20 protein-coding genes are annotated in these 24,873 nt (G+C 70.5%); 6 read left to right on the top strand and 14 right to left on the bottom strand.

Annotation, left to right across the window (positions count from 1 at the left end; genetic code table 11):
• The first annotated feature begins 403 nt into the window (after positions 1 to 403).
• From tkt to pgl, 5 genes are read left to right on the top strand one after another with little or no spacing between them, the layout of a single operon-like run.
• Entirely contained in the window at positions 404 to 2,491 is a 2,088-nt protein-coding gene (gene tkt, locus ACIRF8_RS07840; protein WP_404211918.1) for a transketolase, read from the top strand.
• A 40-nt stretch (positions 2,492 to 2,531) separates the two neighbouring features.
• Positions 2,532 to 3,650, top strand: coding sequence for a transaldolase (tal, locus tag ACIRF8_RS07835; protein WP_404211916.1), 1,119 nt, complete (start codon positions 2,532 to 2,534; stop codon positions 3,648 to 3,650).
• A gap of 4 nt (positions 3,651 to 3,654) precedes the next feature.
• Positions 3,655 to 5,184, top strand: a complete 1,530-nt coding sequence (gene zwf / locus ACIRF8_RS07830; RefSeq protein WP_404211914.1) for a glucose-6-phosphate dehydrogenase — start codon at positions 3,655 to 3,657, stop codon at positions 5,182 to 5,184.
• Entirely contained in the window at positions 5,181 to 6,287 is a 1,107-nt protein-coding gene (gene opcA / locus ACIRF8_RS07825) for a glucose-6-phosphate dehydrogenase assembly protein OpcA (protein WP_404211912.1), read from the top strand. The genes zwf and opcA overlap by 4 nt, the downstream gene beginning before the upstream one ends.
• Positions 6,284 to 7,063, top strand: coding sequence for a 6-phosphogluconolactonase (gene pgl / locus ACIRF8_RS07820; RefSeq protein WP_404211911.1), 780 nt, complete (start codon positions 6,284 to 6,286; stop codon positions 7,061 to 7,063). Before opcA ends, pgl begins: the two co-directional genes overlap by 4 nt.
• Positions 7,064 to 7,109: 46 nt before the next feature.
• Here pgl and ACIRF8_RS07815 read toward each other — a convergent pair whose 3' ends face one another.
• The 4 genes from ACIRF8_RS07815 to ACIRF8_RS07800 all read right to left on the bottom strand — a co-directional run bounded on the left by ACIRF8_RS07815 (position 7,110) and on the right by ACIRF8_RS07800 (position 11,298).
• Positions 7,110 to 7,616, bottom strand: a complete 507-nt coding sequence (locus ACIRF8_RS07815; RefSeq protein ID WP_404211910.1) for a DUF2087 domain-containing protein — start codon at positions 7,614 to 7,616, stop codon at positions 7,110 to 7,112.
• A 40-nt stretch (positions 7,617 to 7,656) separates the two neighbouring features.
• A complete protein-coding gene (gene pgi, locus ACIRF8_RS07810) occupies positions 7,657 to 9,330 on the bottom strand; it encodes a glucose-6-phosphate isomerase (protein ID WP_404211908.1) in 1,674 nt (557 codons plus the stop codon).
• Positions 9,331 to 9,458: 128 nt separating this feature from the next.
• Positions 9,459 to 10,223 carry a sugar isomerase domain-containing protein gene (locus ACIRF8_RS07805; RefSeq protein ID WP_404211906.1) on the bottom strand — a complete coding sequence of 255 codons (765 nt, stop codon included), beginning with the start codon at positions 10,221 to 10,223 and terminating at the stop codon, positions 9,459 to 9,461.
• A 76-nt stretch (positions 10,224 to 10,299) separates the two neighbouring features.
• Positions 10,300 to 11,298 (bottom strand): BadF/BadG/BcrA/BcrD ATPase family protein, encoded by a 999-nt coding sequence (locus tag ACIRF8_RS07800; RefSeq protein ID WP_404211904.1) that lies wholly within the window; start codon positions 11,296 to 11,298, stop codon positions 10,300 to 10,302.
• 92 nt (positions 11,299 to 11,390) lie between these two features.
• Here ACIRF8_RS07800 and ACIRF8_RS07795 point away from each other — a divergent pair, with 92 nt between their 5' ends.
• Positions 11,391 to 12,272, top strand: a complete 882-nt coding sequence (locus tag ACIRF8_RS07795) for a MurR/RpiR family transcriptional regulator (protein ID WP_404211902.1) — start codon at positions 11,391 to 11,393, stop codon at positions 12,270 to 12,272.
• Positions 12,273 to 12,328: 56 nt separating this feature from the next.
• On the opposite strand, the gene ACIRF8_RS07790 is transcribed toward ACIRF8_RS07795, so the two are convergent.
• The 10 genes from ACIRF8_RS07790 to uvrC all read right to left on the bottom strand — a co-directional run bounded on the left by ACIRF8_RS07790 (position 12,329) and on the right by uvrC (position 24,820).
• Positions 12,329 to 12,664, bottom strand: a complete 336-nt coding sequence (locus tag ACIRF8_RS07790) for an RNA polymerase-binding protein RbpA (protein ID WP_003976875.1) — start codon at positions 12,662 to 12,664, stop codon at positions 12,329 to 12,331.
• A 230-nt stretch (positions 12,665 to 12,894) separates the two neighbouring features.
• Positions 12,895 to 13,125, bottom strand: coding sequence for a preprotein translocase subunit SecG (gene secG, locus ACIRF8_RS07785; RefSeq protein ID WP_324766249.1), 231 nt, complete (start codon positions 13,123 to 13,125; stop codon positions 12,895 to 12,897).
• A gap of 134 nt (positions 13,126 to 13,259) precedes the next feature.
• Positions 13,260 to 14,036, bottom strand: coding sequence for a triose-phosphate isomerase (tpiA, locus tag ACIRF8_RS07780; protein WP_404211900.1), 777 nt, complete (start codon positions 14,034 to 14,036; stop codon positions 13,260 to 13,262).
• A 6-nt stretch (positions 14,037 to 14,042) separates the two neighbouring features.
• Entirely contained in the window at positions 14,043 to 15,254 is a 1,212-nt protein-coding gene (locus ACIRF8_RS07775) for a phosphoglycerate kinase (protein ID WP_404211898.1), read from the bottom strand.
• Between the two features lie 122 nt (positions 15,255 to 15,376).
• Positions 15,377 to 16,387 carry a type I glyceraldehyde-3-phosphate dehydrogenase gene (gene gap, locus ACIRF8_RS07770; RefSeq protein ID WP_404211896.1) on the bottom strand — a complete coding sequence of 337 codons (1,011 nt, stop codon included), beginning with the start codon at positions 16,385 to 16,387 and terminating at the stop codon, positions 15,377 to 15,379.
• 190 nt (positions 16,388 to 16,577) lie between these two features.
• Positions 16,578 to 19,496: a M14 family zinc carboxypeptidase gene (locus tag ACIRF8_RS07765; protein ID WP_404211894.1), complete on the bottom strand. Its 2,919-nt coding sequence runs from the start codon at positions 19,494 to 19,496 to the stop codon at positions 16,578 to 16,580.
• A 200-nt stretch (positions 19,497 to 19,696) separates the two neighbouring features.
• On the bottom strand, positions 19,697 to 20,734 hold the full coding sequence (gene whiA, locus ACIRF8_RS07760) for a DNA-binding protein WhiA (RefSeq protein WP_404211892.1): 1,038 nt from the start codon (positions 20,732 to 20,734) through the stop codon (positions 19,697 to 19,699).
• Positions 20,725 to 21,762 (bottom strand): uridine diphosphate-N-acetylglucosamine-binding protein YvcK, encoded by a 1,038-nt coding sequence (gene yvcK / locus ACIRF8_RS07755; RefSeq protein ID WP_404211890.1) that lies wholly within the window; start codon positions 21,760 to 21,762, stop codon positions 20,725 to 20,727. Before yvcK ends, whiA begins: the two co-directional genes overlap by 10 nt.
• Positions 21,759 to 22,745 carry an RNase adapter RapZ gene (rapZ, locus tag ACIRF8_RS07750; RefSeq protein WP_404211888.1) on the bottom strand — a complete coding sequence of 329 codons (987 nt, stop codon included), beginning with the start codon at positions 22,743 to 22,745 and terminating at the stop codon, positions 21,759 to 21,761. The genes yvcK and rapZ overlap by 4 nt, the downstream gene beginning before the upstream one ends.
• Positions 22,742 to 24,820, bottom strand: a complete 2,079-nt coding sequence (uvrC, locus tag ACIRF8_RS07745; RefSeq protein ID WP_404211886.1) for an excinuclease ABC subunit UvrC — start codon at positions 24,818 to 24,820, stop codon at positions 22,742 to 22,744. Before uvrC ends, rapZ begins: the two co-directional genes overlap by 4 nt.
• Positions 24,821 to 24,873: the final 53 nt, after the last annotated feature.

The following is a 24,873-nucleotide window of genomic DNA, read 5'->3' as shown; positions in this document are numbered from 1 at the left end:
CGTCCCGAGCGCTCCCGATGGACGGGATTCGACGGCCGTCACGCACACCCCTGACAAAGACTCCAGCGAGCCCCAGGCCGTTCACTTGATGTGAGGTCCCGGTAAAGGCTCGCGCGTACCACGCCACTGTAGACGTTGCCTATACCTCGCCCTTCGCGGGGGTGGGGTCGTGTTGGGCGGGTACTCCGGATGGGGCCGCATCCCCTAGCGGCAGCCCCCGGATGAGCGCCCTCGCGATCAGGTGATGAGGGGCGTCGATCCCTGTCAGGAGGCGGATCGCGCGGAGTCCCGGCAGTCTGGAATGACTCGAAAGAATGCGTGTTCCAGCAAGGGTAGGCTCGACAACAGCCGGTGAGACCGACATCACCGGTATGAGACATGTGGAGAGGAGCCCTGACTCAGGGTGAGCACCAAGCCGACCACCACTGACCTCGAGTGGACCGATGTGGACCAGCGGGCCGTCGACACCGCGCGTGTCCTGGCCGCCGACGCCGTACAGAGGGTCGGCAACGGCCATCCCGGTACGGCGATGAGCCTGGCCCCGGCCGCGTACACCCTCTTCCAGAAGGTGATGCGACACGACCCGGCGGACGCCGACTGGGTCGGCCGGGACCGGTTCGTCCTGTCCGCGGGCCACTCGTCCCTGACCCTCTACATCCAGCTCTACCTGGCCGGCTTCGGCCTGGAGCTCGATGACCTGAAGTCGTTCCGGACCTGGGGCTCCAAGACCCCCGGCCACCCGGAGTACGGCCACACCACCGGCGTCGAGACGACCACGGGCCCGCTGGGCCAGGGTGTCGCCAACGCGGTGGGCATGGCCATGGCCGCCCGCTACGAGCGCGGCCTGTTCGACCCGCAGGCTGCCCCGGGCACCTCTCCGTTCGACCACTTCATCTACGCGATCGCCGGTGACGGCTGCCTCCAGGAGGGCATCTCCGCCGAGGCGTCCTCGCTCGCGGGCCACCAGAAGCTCGGCAACCTGGTCCTGCTGTGGGACGACAACCACATCTCGATCGAGGGCGACACCGAGACGGCGGTCTCCGAGGACACCTGCAAGCGCTACGAGGCGTACGGCTGGCACGTCCAGCGGGTCGCCGCGAAGCCCGACGGCGACCTCGACCACGAGGCGATCTACAACGCCGTCGAGGAAGCCAAGAAGGTCACGGACAAGCCGTCCTTCATCGCGATGCGCTCGATCATCGCCTGGCCCGCACCGAACGCGCAGAACACCGAGGCCGCGCACGGCTCGGCGCTCGGCGACGACGAGGTGGCCGCCACCAAGCGCGTCCTCGGCTTCGACCCCGAGAAGACCTTCGAGGTCTCCGACGAGGTCCTCAAGCACACCCGCAAGGCCCTCGACCGCGGCGCCCAGGCCAAGGCCGAGTGGGAGAAGTCGTTCCAGGAGTGGCGCTCCGCCAACCCCGAGCGCGCCGCGGAGTTCGACCGCATCAACGCGGGCGAGCTGCCGGAGGGCTGGGAGGAGAAGCTGCCGGCCTTCGAGACGGGCAAGGGCGTCGCCACGCGCGCCGCGTCCGGCAAGGTCCTCCAGGCGCTCGGCCCGGTCATCCCCGAGCTGTGGGGCGGCTCCGCCGACCTGGCCGGCTCGAACAACACGACGATCGACAAGACGTCGTCCTTCCTCCCCGAGGGCAACGCGCTGCCCGAGGCGGACCCGTACGGCCGCACCATCCACTTCGGTATCCGCGAGCACTCCATGGCCGCGGAGATGAACGGCATCGCGCTGCACGGCCACACCCGTATCTACGGCGGCACCTTCCTGGTGTTCTCCGACTACATGCGCAACGCGGTGCGTCTGTCCGCCCTGATGCACCTGCCGGTGACGTACGTGTGGACGCACGACTCCATCGGCCTCGGCGAGGACGGCCCGACGCACCAGCCGGTCGAGCACCTGGCCGCGCTGCGTGCCATCCCGGGCCTGAACGTGGTCCGCCCGGCCGACGCCAACGAGACGGCCATCGCCTGGCGCGAGATCCTGCGCCGCGGCAAGAAGGACTACGGCAAGAGCGCCCCGCACGGCCTGGTCCTCACCCGTCAGGGCGTGCCGACGTACGACGCGAACGAGGACACCGTCAAGGGCGGTTACGTGCTCGCCGAGGCGTCGAAGGCCACGCCGGACCTCATCCTCATCGCCACCGGTTCCGAGGTGCAGCTCGCCGTCGAGGCGCGCGAGACCCTGGAGGCGGAGGGCGTCGCCACCCGCGTCGTGTCGATGCCGTCGGTCGAGTGGTTCGAGGAGCAGGACCAGGGGTACCGGGAGAGCGTCCTGCCGCCGGCTGTCAGGGCTCGGGTCGCCGTCGAGGCCGGTATCGGTCTGACCTGGCACAAGTACGTCGGTGACGCCGGTCGCATCGTCTCGCTGGAGCACTTCGGTGCCTCGGCCGACGGCAAGGTGCTCTTCAAGGAGTTCGGCTTCACCGCCGAGAACGTGGCGGCCAAGGCCAGGGAATCCCTCGCCGCGGCCCAGCGCTGACGCCCGACGGACCCTCAGACACGTAGGAGATGCAATTTCCATGACAGACGCACTGAAGCGCCTCTCCGAGGAGGGCGTCGCGATCTGGCTGGACGACCTGTCGCGCAAGCGGATCACCTCGGGCAACCTCGCCGAGCTGATCGACCAGCAGCACGTCGTGGGCGTCACGACCAACCCGTCCATCTTCCAGAAGGCGATCTCGGAGGGTGACGGTTACGACCAGCAGCTCTCCGACCTCGCCGCTCGCCGGGTCACCGTCGAGGAAGCCATCCGCATGATCACGACGGCGGACGTCCGCGACGCCGCCGACATCCTGCGGCCGGTCTTCGACGCGACCGGCGGCCAGGACGGCCGGGTGTCGATCGAGGTCGACCCGCGGCTCGCCCACAACACGCACGCCACGGTCGCCGAGGCCAAGCAGCTCGCGTGGCTGGTGGACCGCCCGAACACGCTCATCAAGATCCCGGCGACCAAGGCGGGCCTGCCCGCGATCACCGAGACGATCGCCCGGGGCATCAGCGTCAACGTGACGCTGATCTTCTCCCTGGAGCGCTACCGCGAGGTCATGGACGCCTACCTGAGCGGCCTGGAGAAGGCGAAGGCCGCGGGCCTTGACCTGTCCGGGATCCACTCGGTCGCGTCCTTCTTCGTGTCCCGTGTGGACACCGAGATCGACAAGCGGATCGACGCCCTCGGCACGGACGAGGCCAAGGCGGCGCGCGGCAAGGTCGGCCTCGCCAACGCCCGGCTCGCCTACGAGGCGTACGAGGAGGTCTTCTCCTCCGACCGCTGGGCCGCGCTCGACAAGGCGCAGGCCAACAAGCAGCGTCCGCTGTGGGCCTCGACCGGCGTGAAGGACAAGGCGTACAAGGACACGCTGTACGTCGACGAGCTGGTCGCCCCGGGCACGGTGAACACCATGCCGGAGGCCACGCTCGAAGCGGCGGGCGACCACGGCCAGATCACCGGGAACACGCTCGCGGGCACGTACGACCAGGCCCGCAAGGAGATCGAGGCCGTCGAGAAGCTGGGCATCTCGTACGACGAGGTCGTGCAGCTTCTGGAGGACGAGGGCATCGACAAGTTCGAGGCGGCCTGGAACGACCTGCTCAAGTCGACCGAGGCGGAGCTCAAGCGCCTCGCCCCTTCGGAGGGCTGAAACCTTGACCGCACACGGAGCCAACCCGCTCCGTGACGCCGCAGACCGACGGCTCCCGCGTATCGCGGGGCCGTCGGGTCTGGTGATCTTCGGCGTTACGGGCGATTTGTCACGTAAAAAGCTGATGCCCGCTGTGTACGACCTCGCCAACCGCGGTCTGCTCCCGCCGGGCTTCTCGCTGATCGGATTCGCCCGCCGCGACTGGGAGGACGAGGACTTCGCCCAGGTCGTGCACGACGCGGTCAAGCAGCATTCCCGGACCCCCTTCCGTGAAGAGGTCTGGCAGCAGCTCATCCAGGGCATGCGCTTCGTCCAGGGCAACTTCGACGACGACGAGGCCTTCGAGACCCTGAAGTCGACGATCCAGGACCTCGACAAGTCCCAGGGCACGGGCGGGAACTTCGCGTTCTACCTCTCCGTACCCCCCAAGTTCTTCCCCCTGGTCGTGCAGCAGCTCAAGGAGCACGGCCTGGCGGACGCGCCCGAGGGCTCCTGGCGGCGCGCCGTCATCGAGAAGCCCTTCGGTCACGACCTGGCCTCGGCCAAGGACCTGAACGCGATCGTGCACGAGGTGTTCGACCCGGACCAGGTGTTCCGGATCGACCACTACCTCGGCAAGGAGACGGTCCAGAACATCCTGGCGCTGCGTTTCGCCAACCAGATGTTCGAGCCGATCTGGAACCGTAGTTACGTGGACCACGTGCAGATCACGATGGCCGAGGACATCGGCATCGGCGGCCGGGCCGGCTACTACGACGGCATCGGCGCCGCCCGTGACGTCATCCAGAACCACCTGCTCCAGCTCATGGCCCTGACCGCGATGGAGGAGCCCGCCTCCTTCGACGCGGACGCGCTCGTCGCCGAGAAGGCCAAGGTGCTCGGCGCCATCCGGCTGCCGAAGGACCTGGGCGAGAGCACGGTGCGCGGTCAGTACGCGGCCGGGTGGCAGGGCGGCGAGAAGGCCGTCGGCTACCTCCAGGAAGAGGGCATCGACCCCAAGTCGAAGACCGACACCTACGCCGCCGTGAAGCTGGAGGTCGACAACCGCCGCTGGGCGGGCGTCCCCTTCTACCTGCGCACCGGCAAGCGCCTGGGCCGCCGCGTCACCGAGATCGCGGTCGTCTTCCAGCGCGCCCCGCACTCCCCCTTCGACCACACGGCGACGGAGGAGCTGGGCCAGAACGCCATCGTGATCCGCGTCCAGCCCGACGAGGGCATCACGGTCCGCTTCGGATCGAAGGTCCCGGGCACGTCCATGGAGATCCGGGACGTGTCGATGGACTTCGCCTACGGCGAGTCCTTCACCGAGTCCAGCCCCGAGGCGTACGAGCGGCTGATCCTGGACGTCCTGCTCGGCGACTCCAACCTCTTCCCGCGCACGGAGGAGGTCGAGCTGTCCTGGAAGATCCTCGACCCGATCGAGAAGTACTGGGACACGCACGGCAAGCCCGCGCAGTACCCGTCCGGCACGTGGGGGCCCGCGGAAGCGGACGAGATGCTCGCACGAGACGGACGGAGCTGGCGCCGGCCATGAAGATCGACCTCACGGACACCACCTCCAGCAAGATCAACAAGGCGCTGGTGAAGGGCCGCCGCGCCATCGGCACCCCCGCCGTCGGCATGGTCCTGACCCTCGTCATCGTCACCGACGAGGAGAACGCCTACGACGCCCTGAAGGCGGCCAACGACGCGTCGCGGGAGCACCCCTCGCGCACGCTCGTCGTCATCAAGCGGGTCTCCCGCTCCCCGCGCGACCGCACGAAGTCGCGGCTCGACGCCGAGGTGCGGGTCGGTGTCGAGGCGGGCACCGGCGAGACGGTCGTGCTCCGCCTCTACGGCGAGGTCGTCAACCACGCCCAGTCGGTCGTCCTGCCGCTGCTGCTGCCGGACGCCCCGACCGTCGTGTGGTGGCCCGTGGACGCGCCGCTCGACCCCGCCCAGGACCCGCTGGGCGCGCTCGCCCAGCGCCGCGTCACGGACACCTACGCGGCCGAGCAGCCCATCCACGAGCTGGAGGCCCGCGCGGCGTCCTACTCCCCCGGCGACACCGACCTGTCGTGGACCCGGATCACGCCGTGGCGCTCCATGCTGGCCGCCGCCCTGGACCAGGTGACGTGCGACGTCACGTCGGTCGAGGTCGAGGGCGAGGAGTTCAACCCGAGCTGCGAGCTGCTCGCCATGTGGCTCGCGGACCGGCTCGACGTGCCCGTGCGGCGCACGCTCTCGCCGGGTCCCGGGCTGACCGGGGTCCGCATGGAGTCCACCTGCGGCCCGATCGTCCTCGACCGGGCCGACGGCATCCTGGCCACGCTCTCCATCGAGGGGCAGCCGGACCGAGCGGTCGCGCTCAAGCGCCGTGAGACGTCCGAGCTGATCGCGGAGGAGCTGCGGCGCCTGGACCCGGACGACACGTACGCGGCGGCGCTGCGGTTCGGCGTGGACCGGCTCGCGGAGTCGGCCGAGCGGACGCCCGCGCAGGCACCGGAGGAGGCCCCGGCGCCGGCGGACGACTCCCCCGGGCCGGTGAAGAAGGCGGTCGCCAAGAAGGCGGCCAAGGCTCCTGCCAAGAAGGCCCCGGTCAAGGCTCCCGCCAAGAAGGCCGCCAAGGCCCCGGTCAAGAAGGCGGCGGCGAAATGAGCGCAGCACCCCAACTCGTCGTCCACCGCGACAAGGAGCTGATGGCGCAGGCCGCCGCGGCCCGGCTGATCACCAGGATCGTCGACGCCCAGGCGGCCCGCGGCTACGCCTCCGTCGTCCTCACGGGTGGCCGCAACGGGAACGGCCTGCTGGCCGCGCTCGCGGCGGCGCCCGCCCGGGACGCCATCGACTGGGGCCGCCTCGACCTGTGGTGGGGCGACGAGCGGTTCCTGCCGGACGGCGACCCGGAGCGCAACTACACGCAGGCGAAGGAGGCACTGCTCGACTCGGTGCCGCTCAACCCCGCGCGCGTGCACCCCATGCCGCCGTCGGACGGCCCGTACGAGGCGGACGCGGCGGCCGAGGTGTACGCGGCCGAGCTCGCCACGGCCGCGGGGCCCGAGGACCACGGCCCCGTGCCGACGTTCGACGTCCTGATGCTCGGGGTCGGCCCGGACACGCACGTCGCGTCTCTCTTCCCCGAGCTGCCCGCCGTCCGGGAGACGGAGCGCACGGTGGTCGGTGTGCGGGGCGCCCCCAAGCCCCCGCCCACCCGGATCACCATGACGCTCCCGGCGATCCGGGCCGCGCGCGAGGTGTGGCTGCTCGCGGCGGGCGAGGACAAGGCGAAGGCGGCGGCGATCGCGCTGTCCGGCGCGGGCGAGATCCAGGCCCCGGCGGCGGGCGCGTACGGCCGGTCGCGGACGCTGTGGCTGCTGGACGCGGCCGCGGCGTCGCAGTTGCCGCCGGAGCTGTACCCGCCGGCTGTCGCGTAGCCCCTTCCGGCTGTCCGAGGCCCCGCGTCCCCAGGGATGCGGGGCCTTACGCGTGCTGCGGCACCCGGTAGTCGGAGCCGTCCTCCTCCCGTACGAGCAGGCCGTCGCTGACGCAGTAGCGGCGCAGGGCGGCGGTGTCGTCGTGGACGGTGCGCAGCGCCTCGTTGATCTCGCGCTCGCTGTAGGTGCGGCCGGTGTCGAAGAGGGTGTCCGTGAGATGGACCAGGAGTTCGTGGCGCACCGCCGGGCGGACCGGGATGGCGGTCAGCCGGCCGCGGGCGAAGAAGCCGGTGAGGTGGCGCGGGACGCCCGTGGCGGGTTCGGCGGTCCTGGCGCGGCGGAACGCCTCGGGTCCGGCGCGCAGCGACCCGTCGTCGAGCCGTTCGACGAGCCCGGCGGCGACGAGCTTGCCCAGGTGCTTGCGCGCGGCCGGGGAGTCGGCCTCGCCGGGCGGCAGTTCGCCGAGCACTATGCGCGCGTACAGCCTGAGTCGTTCGGGGTCGGCGAGGGCCGACATGAGCTGGTCCACAGGGGTGCCTCCCGGCTGGGTCACTGCGGGCAGTCTCACCCGCCGGGCGGCGCCCCGCATCCGATTAACTCGAACGGCCGCGCAGTTCGCGGTACTTGTGTACAAGCGCCCGGGTCGACGTGTCGAGGCCCGGCACGTCCGCGCCTTCCGTCAGGGCGGGCTCGACGCGTTTGGCGAGGACCTTGCCGAGTTCGACGCCCCACTGGTCGAAGGAGTCGATGTTCCAGACGGCGCCCTGCACGAAGACCTTGTGCTCGTAGAGGGCGACCAACTGGCCGAGCACGGACGGCGTCAGGGACGTCGCGAGGATCGTCGTCGTGGGGTGGTCGCCCTTGAACGTCTTGTGCGGCACCAGTTCCTCGGGCACGCCCTCGGCGCGTACCTCGTCCGGGATCTTGCCGAAGGCGAGGGCCTGGGTCTGCGCGAAGAAGTTGGCCATGAGCAGGTCGTGCTGGGCCACGAGGCCCGGCGGCAGGTCGGCGACGGGCTCGGCGAACCCGATGAAGTCCGCCGGGATCAACTTCGTGCCCTGGTGGATGAGCTGGTAGTAGGCGTGCTGGCCGTTGGTTCCCGGGGTACCCCACACCACGGGCCCGGTCTGCCAGCCGACCTCCTCGCCGTCGCGCTGCACGTACTTGCCGTTCGACTCCATGTCGAGCTGCTGCAAGTAGGCGGTGAACTTCGACAGGTAGTGACTGTAGGGCAGCACGGCATGCGACTGGGCGTCGTGGAAGTTGCCGTACCAGATGCCCAGCAGGCCCATCAGGAGGGGCACGTTGGACTCGGGGGGCGCGGTGCGGAAGTGCTCGTCGACGAGGTGGAAGCCGTCGAGCATCTCGCGGAAGGCGTCGGGGCCGATGGCGATCATCAGGGACAGGCCGATGGCGGAGTCGTACGAGTAGCGTCCGCCGACCCAGTCCCAGAACTCGAACATGTTGGCCGTGTCGATGCCGAACTCCGCCACCTTCTCGGTGTTGGTCGACAGTGCCACGAAGTGCCGGGCGACGGCCTCCTGCCCGGCTTTCAGTTCGGTCAGCAGCCACTCGCGCGCGGAGGTCGCGTTGGTGATCGTCTCGATGGTGGTGAAGGTCTTCGAGGCGATGACGAACAGCGTCTCCGCGGCGTCCAGGTCCCGTACGGCTTCGTGCAGGTCGGCGCCGTCGACGTTGGAGACGAAGCGGACCGTGAGGTCGCGGTCGGTGAAGGAGCGCAGTGCCTCGTAGGCCATGGCGGGGCCGAGGTCGGAGCCGCCGATGCCGACGTTGACGACGTTCTTGATGCGCTTGCCGGTGTGCCCGGTCCACTCGCCCGAGCGGACCTTGTCGGCGAAGGCGGCCATCTTGTCGAGCACCGCGTGCACATCCGGCACTACGTTCGCGCCGTCGACCTCGATCACCGCGTCGCGCGGGGCGCGCAGGGCCGTGTGCAGCACGGCGCGGTCCTCGGTCGTGTTGATCTTCTCGCCGCGGAACATGGCGTCGCGCAGGCCGAAGACGTCGGTCGCGGCGGCCAGCTCGCGCAGCAGGCGCAGCGTCTCCTCGGTGACCAGGTGCTTGGAGTAGTCGAGGTGCAGGTCGCCGACTTCGAGGACGAAGGCCGAGCCGCGCGCCGGGTCCGCGGCGAACAGTTCGCGCAACCGCACGTCGCCCAGGCGCCGCCGGTGCTCGGCCAGCGCCTGCCACTCGGCCGTCTGGGTGAGCCGCGTGCGGCCCTCTGCGCCTGCTGCGAACGCGTTCATCTCGGACTTCAGCCGCCTCTCGTACGTGCGTACGTGCCTTGCTCCGCTGCTCCGACCAACCTAATCGATCAGCGACCGGTATGAGCGGTCTGTCCGGGGCGGGCGCAGCCGACCGGGGGCGCGGCGGCTCAGTGTCCGCCGCGGTGCAGGCGGCCCGTGTAGTGGTCCTCCAGGCGGCTGTTGCGTTCGAAGCCGCCGGGCAGGTTGGCGGAGACGTAGACGGGCGGTTCGTGGCCCTCGGCGAGCAGCAGGGCCACGGCTTCGGCCACGACCATCTGCACGAGCAGGGCCGAGGTGATGGTGGAGACGCCACAGAGGCTGCCGCCGTCGGGCAGCGGCAGGATCGCGTCGCCGGTGGGCGCGCAGTTGTCGAGGACGGCGTCGGCGTGGTCGGCGAGGCGGCTGCCGCTCGTGTGCAGGGCGGGGACCGAACGGGTGTGCTCCAGCGAGGTGAGGGCGATCAGCGGGTGCCCCTTCTCCTTGACCAGGAGCGCCATGTCGACGATGGAGTTGTTGACGCCCGAGTTCGAGATGATCACGAACAGGTCCTGCGGACGCGGGGTGCTCAGTTCGTAGAGGCGTGCGGCGAGCCCGGGGCGGCGCTCCAGGAGCGGGTCGGCGAGTACCGAGCGGTCTTCGCCGCCGCGCAGGACGAGGTCGTGCAGGGCGATACGGGTGGTGGGGATGAGGCCGCCCGCCCGTCCGGAGATCTCCAGGGCGGTCGCCTGCGAGTGGCCGGTGCCGAAGGCGTGGACGACACCGTCGGCGGCGACGCAGTCCGCGACGAGGCGGGCCGCCGCGGTGACGCCCTCCTTGTTGGTGGCGACGGTGCGCTCGACGTGCTCGCGCACCTGGTCCGCCAACTCGGCCGCGCCGAGCCGCTGTTCCGTCATGTCCCCGACCACCTTCGGTTCATTGATTCACTTCATCTCTTCCGAGATGAAAGGTTGAACCAGGCGAGGGGTGCCGTCAAGGCATCTCCGCCGATTCGGCGATCAGCAGTCGGGCCAGGGCCACCGCGCCGCCGACCCCGTCCGGCACCGCGGCGCAGCGCAGCCCCATCGGCTCCACCGCCGTACGCAGCCGGTCCTCCAGGGGGCCGCCTGGGCCCAGGAGGCCGCCCGTGATCACCAGCGACTCACCGGGGCTGGGCTCCAACGCCCTGACGGAGTCGCGGAGTTGCCCGGCCGCCGCGTCGAGCAGAGACCGCGCCCCTGTGTCGCCCATCTGCGCGGCGGACACCACGAGCGGACTCAACTCCGCCAGCGCCACGGGCCGTCGGGTGTACGCCCAGGCCGCTATCGCCTGCTTGAGGCGGTGCCGCGCGGCCCAGTCGAGTCCGGGGTCCGCCTGCCCCGGCACCACCCGGTCGAGCACCAGCGTCACCAGCGGCCCCCACTGTGCCCGGCCGTCCACCGCCCGCAGCGCGCCGCGCAACGCCTGCCGCCCGAGCCAGAAGCCGCTGCCCGTGTCGCCGAGCAGCCAGCCGTCCCCGTCCACGACGCGCACCGTGCGGCGCCCGGCCACCCGCGCCGCCGCCGCACCGGTCCCCGCGACCAGGACGAGCCCGTCGGCCGGGGCGCCGGGCCCGGCGGCGCAGGCTACCTCCACGTCGCCGTACACGCGCAGCGCCGCCGCGACGCCCAGCCGGGCCAGCGCCTCGGCCAGGCACTCCTCGGCCACGCCGCGCCCGCGCGCCGAGCCGCCGCCCTGCCCCGCCCCGGCGAACCCGCCGACGACCCCGGCCACCGCGCCGCGAAGACCCAGGGGCACGGCCGCTTCCAGGGCTTGTTCCAGGTGCCGGACGAGGGTGGGGCGTTCGACGCTGAGCGCGTTGCCCGGGCCGCCGTGTCCGACGCCCACGGTCCGGCCGTCCGCATCGACGCAGCGGGCCCGCACCCGGGTGCCTCCGGCGTCGACGCCGACGGCGAGCGGAGCGGCGTATCGATCGATGGATTCAGTCAGCACACCGCATGATGATTGATAGATTCAGCGCGGGACAACACCCGGACACCACCCGGGCCGCCCCCAGACCTCACCACCGGCACCGGGAGACCCCCTTGATCACAGCCCGGATCCGCTCCGAACTGCCCACGCTCAGCGGCTCGTTGCGCAAGGTCGGCGCGTACGTCCTCACCGACCCCGCCGCGGTCGCCCACACCTCGGCGGCCGACCTGGGGCGTCGTACCGGCACCTCGCAGGCCACCGTCACCCGGTTCTGCCAGGCGCTCGGCCTGGAGACGTACCAGCGGCTGCTGCTCGAACTCGCCAAGGAGCAGGGCGAGCAGGACCACGCGGACGACCGCGCCGGCCGGGACCGCCCCCTCGGGCCCGACATCGGCCCGGACGACGACCTGGAGCATCTGATCTCCGTCGTCGCCCACGCGGATCTCCAGGCGTTGCGCAGCACCCGCGACCAACTCGACCGCTCCGCGCTGGAGTCCGCGGCCCAGGCGCTCGCCAAGGCCCGCCGCATCGACGTCTACGGGGTGGGCGGTTCGGGCGTCCTGGCGCGGGAGACGGAAGCCCGCCTGTTCGGTATCGGGATGCCGGCCCGCGGCTGGACCGAGGTGCATGCCGCGAAGACCTCGGCGGCCCTGCTGACACCGGCGGACGCGGCCGTCGCCCTCTCCCACTCGGGGCGCACCCGCGAGGTCCTGGATCCTCTGCGGCTCGCCGCCGAGCGCGGCGCCACGACCGTCGCCGTCACCGGCGATCCGCGCTCCCCCGTCGCCCAGGCGGCGGCCGTGCACCTGACGTGGACGGCGGCCGAGACGAGCTTCCGGCGCGGCAGTTTCGGCGCCCGCCACTCGGCGCTGCTGATCCTCGACTGCCTCTACGCGCGCGTGGCGCAGTTGACGTACGAGCGGGCGACCGCCTCGATCGCGCTCACGGCGCACATCTCCGAGGAGCACGCGGCGCGTCCCCGCCGCCGCTCCTGACATACGGCACAACGGCACCGGCCGGGCCCCTTCTGGGCACCCGGCCGGTCCAACCTCTAGATCTCGCCCCGCAGTTTGGCGAGGGCCTCGGCGAGGATGGCCTCGCCGTCCGCGTCGCTGCGCCGCTCCCGCACATAGGCGAGGTGCGTCTTGTACGGTTCCGTGCGCGGCGGGTCCGGGGGGTTGTCCCGGTCCTGCCCTGCGGGGAAGCCGCAGCGCGGACAGTCCCAGGTCTCCGGCACCTGCGCGTCGGAGGCGAAGCTCGGCTGCGTCTCGTGCCCGTTCGAGCACCAGAAGGAGATGCGCAGGCGCGGCGCGGACTCGCCGCGCTCGGCCTCGCCCATCGGCCCCGCCCCGACCCGACTTCCACGGATCGCGTTGCCACTTGCCACGGTCGTAACTCCCTGCGTGATGGTGCCGCGAAGCGTGTCGGCGTCTCGCTTCGCCGCGGAGCGCCTCAGTGTACGTAAGGCCCAACGCGCGTCCAGTGATGAGAGTTACCTGCCCTCCCCTAGACGCAAGCCCCATGATAGGCGGCGCTGTTGGGCGCGTACCGGACATGGGGCTTTACGTGAGCTCTGTGCAGTTGTGACGGGTCGAGCCGAGGGCCGGCCGTCGAAGATCAGTTGTTGATCTTCATCAGGATGCCGAGCACCACGATGCACGCGAACCAGAGCAGACCGAGCACGATCGTGATCCGGTCCAGGTTCCGCTCGGCGACCGAAGAGCCACCGACGGAGGACTGCATGCCGCCCCCGAACATGTCGGAGAGGCCGCCACCCTTTCCCTTGTGCATGAGCACAAGGAGCATCAGCAGCAGGCTGAAGACGATCAGGGCGATCGAGAACCCCATAACCACGGCTGGACCAACTTCCTCGGACGTGTCCGGACGACGGGGCCGAAGCTCATGGTGGAGAAGGGCTTCGGCCCCGCAAGGGTACGACGTATCGCCGCTAGCGCATACTCACAGGTCGCGCCACTCGGGAATCACTGCTCGTGGAAGCGGACGATCTTGACGAACTCGTCGGCGTCCAGGGAGGCACCGCCGATCAGCGCTCCGTCGATGTCCGGCTTGCCCATGATCTCGGCGACGTTGCCGGACTTCACCGAACCGCCGTACTGGATGCGGACCTTGTCGGCCACGTCCTGCGAGTACAGCTCGGCGAGCTTGGCGCGGATCGCCGCGCAGACCTCCTGCGCGTCGTCGGCGCCGCACACCTTGCCGGTGCCGATGGCCCAGACGGGCTCGTAGGCGATGACGACGGTCTCGGCCTGCTCGGCGGGCAGGTCCTTGAGGCCGCCCTCGACCTGGGCGAGGGTGTGGGAGACGTGGTCGCCCGCCTCGCGCACGTCCAGCTCCTCGCCGACGCACAGGATCGGGGTCAGGCCGTGCTTGTAGGCGGCCTTCACCTTGGTGTTGACGATCTCGTCGGTCTCGTCGTGGTACTGCCGGCGCTCGGAGTGGCCGATCGCGACGAACGTGCACTTGAGCTTGGCGAGCATCGAACCCGAGATCTCACCGGTGTACGCGCCGGAGTCGTGCGCCGAGAGGTCCTGGGCACCGTACTTGATCTTGAGCTTGTCGCCGTCGACCAGCGTCTGGACGGAGCGCAGGTCGGTGAAGGGCGGCAGGACGGCGACCTCGACGGCCTCGTAGTCCTTGTCCGCGAGGGCGAAGGCGAGCTTCTGGACGTGGGCGATGGCCTCCAGGTGGTTGAGGTTCATCTTCCAGTTGCCCGCCATCAGCGGCGTGCGGGTGCTCATTAAGGGTCAGTCCTCCAGTGCGGCGAGACCGGGCAGCGTCTTGCCCTCGAGGTACTCGAGGGAGGCGCCGCCACCGGTCGAGATGTGGCCGAATGCCTTTTCGTCGAAGCCCAGGGTACGGACGGCCGCGGCGGAGTCGCCGCCGCCCACCACGGTGAAGCCCGGGGAGTCGAGGAGGGCCTGGGCGACCGCCTTGGTGCCCTCGGCGTAGTCGGGGTGCTCGAAGACGCCCATCGGCCCGTTCCAGAAGACGGTCTGCGCGTCGGCGAGCTTCGAGGCGTACAGCTTGCGGGTCTCCGGGCCGATGTCCAGGCCCTCCTGGTCGGCCGGGATGGCGTCCGCGGCGACGGTGGTGGGGTGGGTGGCGGCCTTGGCCTTGAGGTCGGGGAAGTCCGTCGAGACGAGGACGTCGACCGGGAGCACGAGCTCCACGCCGTTCTGCTCGGCGCGCTTCATGTACTCCGTGACGGTCGGGATCTGGTCCTCCTGGAGGAGGGAGATGCCGACCTCGTACCCCTTGGCCTTGAGGAACGTGTACGCCATGCCGCCGCCGATGAGCAGCCGGTCGGCCTTGCCGAGGAGCTGGTCGATGACGGCGAGCTTGTCGGAGACCTTGGCGCCGCCGAGCGCGACCACGTAGGGGCGCCGGACGTCGTCGGTGAGCTTCTTCAGGACGCCGACCTCGGTGGCGATGAGGAAGCCGGCGTAGTGCGGCAGCCGGGCCGGGAGGTCGTAGACGGACGCGTGCTTGCGGTGCACGGCACCGAAGCCGTCGCCCACGTAGAGGTCGGCGAGGGCGGCGAGCTGGTCGGCGAACTCGCCGCGCTCGGTGTCGTCCTTGCTCGTCTCGCCCGCGTTGAACCGCAGGTTCTCGATGACGGCGACCTGGCCCGGCTCCAGGCCGTTCACGGCGTCGTGGGCGGCGGGGCCGACCGTGTCCTGGGCGAACGCGACCGGCTTGCCGAGGAGTTCACCGAGCCGCTCGGCCGCGGGCAGCAGGGAGAACGCGGGGTCCGGGGCGCCCTTGGGGCGTCCCAGGTGGGAGGCGACGACCACCTTGGCGCCCGCGTCGGCCAGCGCCCGGACGGTGGGCAGGACGGCACGGATACGGCCGTCGTCGGTGATCAGGCCGTCGGCCAGCGGCACGTTGAGGTCGGCGCGGACGAACACCCGCTTGCCGTCGACCCCTTCGGCGAGAAGTTCCTCGATGGTCTTCATGACTGGACTCCTAGTGAGGCTGAGGCGGTGAGGCTGACGCGCGAAAGGCCCGGACCGACGCGCGGCGTCGCGCGGGTCCGGACCCTTTCGCTCACATCGAGCTGCCTTGCTGCTCTAGAACCTTAGAGCTGGCCGCCGACGAAGACCGTCAGGTCCACGAGGCGGTTCGAGTAGCCCCACTCGTTGTCGTACCAGCCGAGGACCTTCACCGTCTTGCCCTCCTGGACCATGGTCATGGCGGAGTCGAAGGTGCAGGAGGCCGGGTCGCTCACGATGTCCGAGGAGACGATCTCGTCCTCGGTGTAGAACAGGTAGCCCTTGAGGTCGCCGTCGTCGGCGGCCTTCTTGAACGCGGCGTTGACCTCGTCCTTGGTGACCTCGCGCTGCAACTCGACGACCAGGTCGGTGGCGGAGCCGGTCGGGACCGGGACGCGCATCGCGATGCCGTCGAGCTTGCCCTTGAGCTGCGGCAGGACCAGGGCGGTGGCCTTGGCGGCACCCGTCGTGGTCGGGATGATGTTCTCCGCGGCGGCGCGGGCGCGGCGCAGGTCCTTGTGCGGGAAGTCCAGGATGCGCTGGTCGTTCGTGTACGCGTGGACCGTCGTCATGAGGCCCTTGACGATGCCGAAGTTCTCGTCGAGGACCTTGGCCATCGGCGCCACACAGTTGGTGGTGCAGGACGCGTTGGAGATGACGTGGTGGTTGGCCGCGTCGTACTTGTCCTGGTTGACGCCCATCACGATCGTGATGTCCTCGTCCTTGGCCGGAGCCGAGATGAGGACCTTCTTGGCGCCACCGGTGATGTGCTTCTCGGCGTCGGCCTTCTTGGTGAAGATACCGGTCGACTCGATGACGATGTCGACACCGAGGTCACCCCACGGGATGTCGGCCGGGTTGCGCTCGGACAGCACCTTGATGGTGTGGCCGTCGACCGTGATGGTGTCCTCCGTGTGCGACACCTCGGCCTTGAGACGGCCCAGGATGGTGTCGTACTTCAGAAGATGCGCGGTGGTCGCGGTGTCACCCAGGTCGTTGACAGCCACGATCTCGATGTCCGCACCCTGCTCGAGCAGCGCGCGGAAGTAGTTACGACCGATGCGGCCAAAGCCGTTGATGCCTACGCGGATCGTCACGAACCGATCTCCTCGTTGGTACGCCGGTTTTCGACGCCGGCGAGATGTATTGGGATGTCCCCGACCGCCTCCGACCCTACCTCCCATAAGGGCTTGGGGTGACATCGAGCGGCTCTATGCAGGACACAGCGGCCCGTACTCGCCAGTAACGTACGGGCCGCTGTCTATTTCCCAGGTATTTCGCCGTCAATCAGTCGCTAATTGAGCGCAGCGCCTTTCCGATGAGCGCATTTCGATCGGCCGGCGTGGTGACGTGTTCCAGTCCGAATCCGAGGAGAACGGTGTCCGGGGTGCTGATCGCCCCGTACGTCGTGAACAGGTCCTTGGCGAGCGCCCAGTCCTTGACCGCGGCCGGGCTCCCCTCGGGCGGCCCGGGGGTCCGCCAGACGCCCAGGGACGTCTCGAAGTTCTCGGTCTCGGTGGCCTGGCCGCCGATGACGACGGACAGGTTGTCGGCCCGTACGCCCTCGCCGCCGGTGCCGGGGTCGGATACGTAGCTCAGCGAGACCTCGACGGACCGGCCCGCGTAGGCGCTCAGGTCGTAGGTGACCGTCTTCCAGTCGTCCGAGGAGCCCGTGAGGCTGTGCCAGGCCCCCGAGGTGCCCGTGTTGCCGCAGGCGACCCCGTCGGGCGTCAGATAGCGCTTGAGGGCCGGGTGCTCCTCGATCAGGAAGCCCGCCTCGCACTCGGTGGGCACGGCGTTCGAGGTCAGGCCGCCCGTGTCCGGCAGGGTCGTCCAGTCCTCGGCGCCGACCGTGTGCGCCTCCAGGATGACGTGGTCGTAGCCGGTCTCGGTGTCCCAGAACAACTGCGTCCGCAGGGACGGCCGGTCGGCCGCGGTGGCGCCGGTGAGGTCGATGGTGCGGGTCAGCCGCTTGTAGGCGTCGTCGGTGTGCACGGCGGCGGCCATGCCCGCGCCCTCGTACTGGCCTGCCCCGGCGCTCTCGAACTGCGGCAGGGTGGCCGCCGTGGCCTCGTACAGGCCGGCGGCGTCGAGCGGGTTGCCCGGCGCGTCGCCGAGCGCCGCCGCGATGCCGGCGAGCTCTCCCGAGCCGTCGAAGCGGGTGGCGACCGGCGCCGCGGTGCGGGAGTAGGCGCCCAGGTAGTACTGGCTGAAGTCGTTGGTCGTGGTGTCACCGATGGCGACCGAGCCGCCCGCCTTCTCGCCCGCCTCGACCAGCTTGCCGCCCTCGTTCAGGTAGTCGCGCACGGCGAGCTGCGTGGCGAGTCCCGGACGGTCCGCCCCCGTGTAGTGCACGACGGCCTTGAAGTGGTCGAGGACGCCGAGCGCGTCCGGGACGCCCTGCGTGGCGACGTTCCAGACGGCGGCCTTGCGGCCGTTCGCCCTGAGCGCGTCCACATAGGCCGCTGTCTGCCGGCCGGTGGCGTCGTTCTCCGCGACGACGAGAGTGTCCGCCTTGGGACGCGCGGCGACGGTGTAGGTGAAGGGGGCACTGGAGGTGCGCTTTCCGGATTTCGTGCGCCCGGTGAACCACACCTCCACCTTGTCGCCCACATCGGCGCCCTCGACCTTCGCCCTATACGCGTCGAAGTGGAGATTGTCCTCGCCTCCGTAGGTCTCACCGCCCTTCCAGGCGCGCAATTCCTCGTCGTGCGAACGGCCGCCATTGACGCGGTAGTTCAGCTCCTTGTCGCGTACGGACTTACGGGCGACGACGGACACTTCCTGGTCGCCACCGCGCGCGTACGAGGTCGGGAACGTGGCCGGGGTGAAGTCGGGGGCCTCCAGACCGACCGCGGACGACGGCTGGTCCGGGTGGGACGCGGTCTCCGCGACGGAGAGGGCGAAGGGCACGTTCTTGGCGAACTCGGCCTGGATCAGCTTCTCGTCGTCCGGGAACGTGAAGATGGACGCGCAGTCCTGGGGCCGCCAGGCGTCGTTCGGGTCGACGTTCGAGGCGGTCTGGCAGGTGCTCATCTCGGGCGTGAACATGGAGATGCCGTTCACGTTGGCGGCGTGCCCGTCGGCCTCGCCGTTGGTGGTGTACAGCTCGGAGGAGACCTGCGGGTGGTAGCCGGTTATCGCGGAGTTGCCCGGGGTACCGGCGAGCGCCCGGTAGAGCACGTCGTCCGGGGTCGGTGTGGCGACCTGCCAGCCCACGCCGTAGAGCAGCAGTTCGGCGGCGGAGTGGTAGTTGATGGCGTAGTCGAAGCCGATCCGCTTCTCGAAGGCGTCGAGGGCCTTGGTCTCGGGCTCGGAGTTCGGGCCGGTGCCGCGGTAGGTCTCGCTGGCGGGGCGTGGGGAGGAACCCTCGTCGTCGTAGCCCCACTTGTAGGCGAAGTTGCGGTTGAGGTCGACGCCGTCACCGGGGGTGTAGGCGCCGTCGCCGTTGTTGTCGCGCATGTTCTTGCGCCACTGGCGGTTGGCGGCGGCCTTGTGGGTCCAGTCGTAGCCGTCGGGGTTGGCCGAGAGGACGAACCACAGCTCCGTGGAGTCGACGATCTTCTTGACGCGCCGGTCCTTGGCGTAGTTGTCCACGTAGTAGTGCATCAGGCGGCGGGTCATCTCGGGGGTGATCCACTCGCGCGCGTGCTGGTTGGACATGTAGAGCACGGCCGGTTTGGCGCCGTCCTTGACCTTCTTCGCGCCCTTGCTGAGCTTCAGCGCGAGGATGTCCTGGCCCTGCACCGTCTTGCCGAGGGAGACGACCTTGGTGAGGTCGGGGTTCTCCTGGCCCGTGCGGAGGATCTCCTCCTGGAGGTTGCCCTTGCCGCTGTACGGGCGGAAGACGCCGTCGCCCGCGGCCTTGACCCGGGCCTCGGCCTTGGCCGTCAGATCGTGCTCGGTGACCTTCACGCCCTTGCCGCGCAGCGCTTCGGCCTGCCGGTCGGTGAAGTAGACCTCGACCTCGGCGGTGCCCTTCCGCGGCACCTGTTCGCTGAGTTCACGGGCGTCCTGGCCCGCCTGGAGGAGCAGGGGTACCTGCTCCTTCGACACCTCGGCGCGGAACACCTTGACGGTGTCCGCGCCGGGGTCCTGGTGCGCCGCGCTTCCGCTCTCCGCCTGGGCGACGGGCGCGGTGACGGCCCCTCCGAGTCCCAGGACAAGTGCTCCGACAGCGAGGATCGATCTCGCTCTTCGTCTCATGAGCCCCCCTTGCGGTGGTCCGCCGCGGTCGTGGCGTGTGCCACAGAGGCGAACAGCCGCCAGACTCATGACAGTTCAAGGTCAAGTCAAGGGGGCCCGGGGACACCTTCGGGGGACGACGGAAGGCCGGTGGCGGCACCCTGTCCGGGTGCCGCCACCGGCCTCGCGTACGTACGCGTCCGCGGATCCGTCCCGCGGGGTCAGCCCGCCATGTTGTCCGCCAGGGTGTTCGCCATCTCGCCGGCCATCTCCTCCACCATCTCCTCGGCCAGCTCCTCCGTCAGGTTCGACTCGGTGCCGGGGATGCCGAGGTCCTGCGCCCGCTTGTCCGCCATGGCGAGCAGCCGCCGGATGCGGCCCGCGACGGCGTCCTTGGTCAGCGGCGGGTCGGCGAGCGCGCCCAGCTCCTCCAGGGAGGCCTGCTTGTGCTCCATGCGCAGACGCCCGGCGGCGGCCAGGTGCTCGGGCACGTCGTCGGCGAGGATCTCCAGGGCGCGCTGCACCCGGGCGCCCGCGGCGACGGCCGCGCGGGCCGAGCGGCGCAGGTTCGCGTCGTCGAAGTTGGCCAGCCGGTTGGCGGTGGCGCGGACCTCGCGGCGCATCCGCCGCTCCTCCCAGGCCAGCACCGACTCGTGTGCGCCCATCCGGGTGAGCAGTGCGCCGATCGCGTCGCCGTCCCTGACGACCACGCGGTCCACGCCGCGCACCTCACGGGCCTTCGCCGCGATGGACAGGCGGCGGGCCGCGCCGACCAGGGCGAGGGCCGCCTCCGGGCCCGGGCAGGTCACTTCGAGCGAGCTGGAGCGCCCTGGCTCGGTGAGCGAGCCGTGCGCCAGGAACGCGCCGCGCCAGGCCGCCTCCGCGTCGCAGGTGGCCCCCGAGACCACCTGCGGCGGAAGTCCCCTGATGGGACGGCCCCGGCCGTCCACAAGGCCGGTCTGGCGGGCGAGCTGGTCGCCGCCCGCGACCACTCGTACGACAAAACGTGAGCTGCGGCGCAGTCCGCCGGGCGCCATCACGATCAGTTCCGAGCTGTGCCCGAAGATCTCAAGAATGTCCCGCTTCAGCCGCCGTGCGGCCATCGCGGTGTCCAGCTCCGCCTCGATCACGATGCGGCCGCTCACCAGGTGAAGGCCGCCCGCGAACCGCAGAACGGCCGAGACCTCGGCCTTTCTGCAGCAGGTCCGGGTGACGGGAAGCCGGGAGATCTCATCCTTCACCGCTGCCGTCATCGCCATGGGCCGATCCTTCCATGCATCCGAAAAATACGGTCGTACGCGGCGGCCAACAGCTCCGGATCGTGCCTCGGAGTCCCGTCGGGCCCGGCCACCGGCGCCAGCTCGACCGCGGCACCGAAACGCTCCTTGGCTGCGTCGGTCAAAGACTCGCGGTCGGGCACGGCGGCCTCGTCGGCCAGCACCACGTCCAGGGCGAGTTTAGGGGCGTGTCGTCCCAAAACCTCCAAATGACGCTGCGGTGAGAACCCATCGGTTTCTCCGGGTTGCGGCGCGAGGTTGAGCGAGAGGACCCGGCGGGCCTTCGTCTCGACGAGCGCGTCCAGCAGTTCGGGGACGAGCAGATGGGGGATCACGGACGAGAACCAGGAGCCCGGGCCGAGCACCACCCAGTCCGCGTCGCGCACGGCGGCCACCGCCTCGGGGACGGCCGGCGGGTCGTGCGGCACGAGGTGCACCGACTGCACCTCGCCCCGGGTGAGCGCCACCGTGGCCTGGCCGCGGACGGTGTCCACGTCCTCGGGCCGCTCCGGGTCGTGCCCCTTGACCAGGGCCTGGAGCTCCAGCGGCACGGCGGACATGGGCAGCACCCGCCCGTGCGCGCCGAGCAGCCTGCCGACGAGGTCCAGGGCCTGGACGTGGTCGCCGAGCTGCTCCCACAGGGCGACGATCAGCAGATTGCCGACCGCGTGCCCGTTCATCTCGCCCGGCGACTGGAAGCGGTGCTGGATGACGCGGGCCCAGGTCTGGCCCCAGTCGTCGTCGCCGCAGAGCGCCGCGAGCGCCTTGCGCAGGTCCCCGGGGGGCAGGACGCCGAGTTCGTCCCTGAGGCGTCCGCTGGAGCCGCCGTCGTCGGCGACCGTGACGACGGCCGTCAGGTCGCCCGTGATGCGGCGCAGCGCGGCGAGCGAGGCGGACAGGCCCATGCCGCCACCGAGCGCGACGACCTTGGGCGTCGCGCCCCTGCGACGCGTCGCGGTTACGTTCCTGCGGCTCAGCCTGCTGGTGAGCCGCAGCGTGCGTCCTGTCATTCGCGGCCCATGTCGCGGTGGACGACGACGGTCTCCACCCCTTGCGCGGCGAGTCGGGCGGCGAGCTTCTCCGACGTGGCGACGGAGCGGTGCTTGCCGCCGGTACAGCCGACGGCGATGGTCACGTAGCGCTTGCCCTCGCGGCGGTAACCGGCGGCGATGAGCTGGAGCAGCTCGGTGTAGCGGTCGAGGAACTCCTTGGCGCCGGGCTGCGCGAAGACGTAGTTGGAGACCTCCTCGTTGAGGCCGGTGAAGGGGCGCAGCTCCGGGACCCAGTGGGGGTTCGGCAGGAACCGCATGTCCACGACGAGGTCGGCGTCGACGGGCAGACCGTACTTGAAGCCGAACGACATGACGGTGGCCCGCAGCTCGGGCTCCTCCTCGCCGGCGAACTGGGCGTCCATCTTGGCGCGCAGCTCGTGCACGTTGAGGCTGGAGGTGTCGATGACGAGGTCGGCGTCGCCGCGCAGCTCGCGCAGGAGTTCGCGTTCGGCCGCGATGCCGTCGACGATGCGGCCGTCGCCCTGGAGGGGGTGCGGGCGCCGCACCGATTCGAAGCGGCGCACCAGGGCCTCGTCGGAGGACTCCAGGAAGACGATGCGGCGCGTGACGTGCTTGGCCTCCAGGTCCGCGAGGGACTCCCGCAGGTTGTCGAAGAAGCGCCGTCCGCGGACGTCGACGACGACGGCGATCCGCGCCACGTTGCCCTGCGAGCGGGCGCCGAGCTCCACCATGGTGGGGATCAGGGCGGGCGGCAGGTTGTCCACGACGAACCAGCCGAGGTCCTCCAGGCACTTCGCCGCCGTGGAGCGGCCCGCGCCGGACATCCCGGAGATGATCACCAGTTCGGGGATGACGGCGTCCGGGACGCTTGGGGTGTCGACCGCCGGGCCCGCGCCGGTGTTCACCTGTGCTCCGTGCTCCGGCTGCGCGCTGTCCGCCGCGGTGCCGGTGTCGCTGCTTTCGTGGTCGTGCTCGCTCATGGCTCCTGCCCCCGTCGTTCTTCCGAGGCGCCCGTGCCGACGGGCTCCTGCGCGGAGCGCGCGTCCGTCGCGGGCTCCGTGGTGGTGTCCTCTTCGTCTTCCATGATCTCTCCGGTGGCCATGTTGACCGCGGGCGCCGCCGGTGCCGCCTGCGCGAAGGCCGCCACGATCGTCTCGGCTGTCTTGCGACCTATGCCGGGAACCTCGCAGATCTGGTCGATTGTGGCGGACCGGAGCCGCTTCACCGAACCGAAGTGCTTGATGAGCGCCTGTTTGCGCGCGTCGCCGAGGCCCGGCACCTCGTCCAGGGGGCCGGCCTTGAAGCGCTTGGCCCGCTTGGAGCGCTGGTAGGTGATGGCGAAGCGGTGGGCCTCGTCGCGCACGCGCTGGAGGAGGTAGAGCCCCTCGCTGGTGCGGGGCAGGATCACCGGGTCGTCCTCGTCCGGCACCCAGACCTCTTCGAGGCGCTTGGCCAGGCCGCAGACGGCGATGTCGTCGATGCCCAGCTCGTCGAGGGCCCGCTTGGCGGCGGCGACCTGCGGCCGGCCGCCGTCGACCACGACGAGCTGCGGCGGGTAGGCGAACTTCTTGGGGCGGCCGTCGTCCTCCGTGAGGGTGGACTCGTTCGGCCCCTCGTCGTCCGCCAGCTCCGTGTCGGACCACTCGCCCGACTTCTCCTGCGCGGCGAGGTAGCGCCGGAAGCGCCGGGTGATCACCTCGTGCATGGAGCGGACGTCGTCCTGTCCCTCGAACCCCTTGATCTGGAAGCGGCGGTACTCACTCTTTCGGGCGAGGCCGTCCTCCAGGACCACCATGGACGCCACGACGTCGTCGCCCTGGAGGTGCGAGATGTCGTAGCACTCGATGCGCAGCGGCGCGCTGTCCAGGCCGAGCGCCTCGGCGATCTCCTCCAGGGCGCGGGAGCGCGTGGTGAGGTCGGAGGCGCGCTTGGTCTTGTGCAGGGCGAGGGCGTGCAACGCGTTGCGGTGCACCGTCTCCATCAGGGCTTTCTTGTCGCCGCGCTGGGGGATGCGCAGGGACACGGCCGATCCGCGGCGCTCGGTCAGCCAGGCCTGGACGGGCTCCAGGGGGTCGGGCAGCGCCGGGACGAGCACCTCCTTGGGGACGGAGTCTCCCGTCTCCTCCCCGTAGAGCTGCTGGAGGGCGTGCTCGACGAGGTCGCCGCTGGTGACCGCCTCGACCTTGTCGGTGACCCAGCCGCGCTGGCCGCGGACGCGTCCGCCGCGCACGTGGAAGATCTGGACCGCGGCCTCCAGCTCGTCCTCGGCGAGGGCGACGAGGTCGGCGTCGGTGGCGTCGGCGAGGACGACGGCGCTCTTCTCCATGGCCTTGCGCAGGGCTTCGATGTCGTCGCGGAGGCGGGCCGCGCGCTCGTACTCCATGTCCTCCGCCGCCACCGCCATGTCCTTCTCCAGGCGGCGGATGTACGTGCCGGTGCGGCCCGCCATGAAGTCGCTGAACTCCTCCGCGAGCTCGCGGTGTTCCTCGGGGGTGACGCGGCCCACGCAGGGGGCCGAGCACTTGCCGATGTAGCCGAGGAGGCAGGGGCGGCCGGTACGGGCCGCGTTCTTGAACACGCCGGCGGAGCAGGTGCGGACCGGGAAGACGCGCAGCAGGAGGTCGACGGTGTCGCGGATCGCCCAGGCGTGCCCGTACGGGCCGAAGTAGCGCACGCCTTTCTTCTTCTGCCCGCGCATCACCTGGACGCGCGGGAACTGCTCGTTCATCGTCACCGCGAGGTACGGGTAGCTCTTGTCGTCGCGGTACTTCACGTTGAACCGCGGGTCGTACTCCTTGATCCAGGAGTACTCGAGCTGCAAGGCCTCGACCTCCGTGGACACCACCGTCCACTCCACCGAGGCGGCCGTGGTGACCATGGTGCGCGTACGGGGGTGCAGGTTCGCCAGGTCCTGGAAGTAGCTCGCCAGGCGCTGGCGCAGGCTCTTCGCCTTTCCGACGTAGATCACCCGGCGGTGCTCGTCGCGGAACCGGTACACCCCTGGCGAGTCGGGGATCTGTCCCGGCTTGGGGCGGTAGCTGGAGGGGTCGGCCATGTCAGACACCCTACTGGCGGGGTGTGACAGTCCGGACGGGTCTCCTTGCGCGG

The sequence above is a fragment of the Streptomyces sp. NPDC102406 genome, from assembly GCF_044765725.1.
Taxonomy (GTDB): Bacteria; Actinomycetota; Actinomycetes; order Streptomycetales; family Streptomycetaceae; genus Streptomyces.
The sequence above is the reverse complement of the archived record's forward strand: the minus strand, read 5'-3'. Positions and strand labels throughout refer to the sequence as shown.